Annotated in this window: 2 protein-coding genes and 1 pseudogene; all 3 read right to left on the bottom strand. The window is 35.8% G+C overall.

The features are described 5' to 3' along the window. On the bottom strand, nucleotides 1-1,153 hold a 1,153-nt coding region (gene helD / locus AB3X49_RS20335), incomplete at its 3' end, for an RNA polymerase recycling motor HelD (RefSeq protein ID WP_367964364.1). Between the two features lie 64 nt (nucleotides 1,154-1,217). Next, nucleotides 1,218-1,796, bottom strand: coding sequence for a TetR/AcrR family transcriptional regulator (locus AB3X49_RS20340; RefSeq protein ID WP_367964366.1), 579 nt, complete (start codon nucleotides 1,794-1,796; stop codon nucleotides 1,218-1,220). Between the two features lie 213 nt (nucleotides 1,797-2,009). Then, nucleotides 2,010-2,984, bottom strand: a pseudogene (locus AB3X49_RS20345) (FAD-dependent monooxygenase); the annotation flags it as partial. Nucleotides 2,985-3,033: the final 49 nt, after the last annotated feature.

The following is a 3,033-nucleotide window of genomic DNA, read 5'->3' on the forward strand; positions in this document are numbered from 1 at the left end:
GTATTGAAATGGCTGTGTTTAGGGAATAAAAATAATCATATATTGCATTTGCATGTATGATTATTTCCCCTTTAAATGTTACATCATGAAATTGCATCCCTTTTTCACCAAGGTTTCTCGCATACTTTTCAATCAGCCCCATAAATTCAATTGATGATTTATATTGAATCCCTTTTCTCCTTGTTTCATACACGTTTTCCTGTTCTTTCGTTAACATGTATTCTAACTGCGAAAAAGGATCTTCTACAGTAAAACTTTTTCCAATCATATGTTCCATGTATGCTTGGATAGTTGTTTGTTGCATATTCTCCTCACCAAGCTCTGGTAAGACGTTAGCAATATAGCTATTGAACAAATCATTCGGAGAAAATAGCAAAATTTGATCCGCGTTTACTGTCCCACGGTAACGATATAATAAATACGCAACCCGTTGCAAAGCTGCTGAAGTTTTTCCACTTCCAGCCGTCCCTTGCACAAGTAATACATCACTTTTATCGTTTCGAATAATTTTGTTCTGTTCTTTTTGAATTGTTGCTACAATACTTTTCATTTGTTCACTTGCATTTCTTCCTAGCGCTTCTTGAAGGAGTTCATCCCCTATCGTTACACCTGTATCGAACATACTTTGAATGTTACCATTTCGGATAATATATTGGCGTTTCAAAAGTAAATCACCTGATATTGTCCCCATTGGCGCTATATACTTTGCACTTCCTAAAGAATAATCGTAATAAAGACTAGAAATAGGTGCGCGCCAATCATATACTAAAAATTCATCTGTCCCTTTATCATAAAAAGAGCCGATACCAATATAGATCTCATCAGTATCCGCCTCTTGTTCTTCTTTAAAATCAATTCTTCCAAAGTACGGTGTATCTTTTATTTTCGTTAAAAGATTATATTCATTTTTCGCATGTCGATGGGTATGCTCCCTTTCCGAAAGAATCTCGGTCTCTTGCCTAATACTGGCCGCCGTTTCAACCGCCTCTTTAATATTATCTATATTTACTTTTACATCTTCCCAAAAGTTTTTTCTTATATTTACAATTTCAGACTTCACCGAACCAACTCGGCTGTCCAGCTCTTTCAGTTCCTCGTCTACTTTTTCAATGACTACATTTACACGCTGTTGGTCTTCTTTATAATGACTCATATAATCTCCCCTTCTCATTACGTTTCCTGATTGAAAGCCTTATATGATACGAAGTTCTTTACTTTTAAAAAATACCACGCGCAACAATTTCCCATGACTTTTGAAATTCTTCGTTTATCTTCTCTTCTTTCCATCGCTCAGAAAAAGCAGGATGGTAGAACGATGATAGGAGTCCAAAAAGCGTATGTGCTAAAAATAAACTGTCTTGTTTTTCAATCTCGTTACGCTCTATCCCTTGATTTATAACCTTCTCCAGTTGCCTAACTAATCTTTCTTCGTGTTTTTGGATAACAGCATTCTTTTGCTGAACTAACGAACTATTCAATGTAAATAGCTCTTCATTTTCCAGTAACTCTTTCTGTTTAAGTTGGAACAAACATAAGAACCACTCTTGTAAAATCACTGCTGTTTCTCCGTCTTTCCCACTAATTTTCTCAAGTTGATCCGAATACTTTAATAACCATCTTTCCAAAATAGCGTCTCGAAGTGCTGCCTTACTACGAAAATAAGAGTATAAAGCTGCATGACTAACATCAAGTGATTTCGCAATACTAACGAGTGTCGTCCTACTCCATCCATATTTAATCAATTCCTTTTCCGCTGCATCCAAAACAACATTTTTCGTCAATGCCTTTTCAGTCATTTCTTTCACCATCCATTTTGTTTATATAATAAAATTATCTTCTGTTATTTCAACAACTTACATTTTTTATTATTTGTAAGTTGCAATCAAAAAAATTCATCTTTCAAGTAGGTTATAAGATTAGCACATCCGCTTACAACTTACAATATTTTATTTTTGTAAATTGTAAGCAATAAAACCACCGCTTTTGAAATACAAGCGGTGGTTTTATATTTAATTACATAATAAACAATTCATTATCTCTTCAAGTAATATACCCGGCTTTACTACCTCATTTTCCGTACGCCATCCAATAAATCCATCTGGTCTTATTACTACCGCTCCTCCATTTTCTATCCCGTATAGTTTTCTAAAAAAGTTACCTTGATCGATAAAATCACCAGTTAAACCTACCTGATACACTTTTATCTTTACTCCTAATCCAGATGAAACAACATTTGCAGCTTCATTCCAAGCACTAGGCTCTGCTCCAGTAAGTAACACAAAGTTGCTACCAAATAGATCAAGTATAGAAACTTCATTTCCTTCATAAGTTCCCCAAAAATGTGGCGCACGCGTTCCAGGGCGTCCGTTCAAATAAACTATATCCATTCTATGCGGTGTGTTACATTCGTCTATAATTGCTTCTGAGCAATACTGATAGCCAGCAGTGACAGCTAAACTATCCATAGTATTCAAATTACCTTCCTCTCTATTCGCTGCACGAAATAATATACTACTCGCATGGTCCGTCGTTAATTTTGCAACAGGATATCGCTCTTCATGGTATGTTTCTAACAATTTTGGATTTGCTTTCCCTTTTATAACAGCCGCTAATTTCCAAGCTAAATTATGTGCATCTTGTATCCCTGTATTGGAACCGAATCCTCCTGTTGGCGGCATAATATGTGCTGAGTCACCAACTAAAAAGATGCGATTTTCCTGAAATTTCACCGCTGTACTTTCACTCGCTTCCCACGGTAAAACACTTACTATTTCTGGCTTAATATCCGTACTTCCAATTGCAGTTTGAATAATTTGTTTACAGCGTTCTATAGAAAAATCCTCTGGTCGCTCCCCTTTTACTGGATCATAAGCTACATGATAAATCCATTTACTTTCGTTATCGACTGGAATAAGCGCGCCAATTACTTTTGGATGAAATATCATAGTAAAACCGAATGCGTCTCCTTTAATACATTCACTTAGAACCTGTCTAGAATCTTTTTAATAAAATCGCCACGCCTGCCAATAAGCA

The sequence above is a fragment of the Bacillus sp. C30 genome (assembly GCF_040838255.1).
GTDB classification, from domain to species: Bacteria; Bacillota; Bacilli; order Bacillales; family Bacillaceae_G; genus Bacillus_A; species Bacillus_A mycoides.

Excerpts from the sequence above, each read along its gene's own strand:
- AB3X49_RS20340 (WP_367964366.1), bottom strand. The coding sequence starts at position 1,796 with ATGACTGAAAAGGCATTGACGAAAAATGTTGTTTTGGATGCAGCGGAA.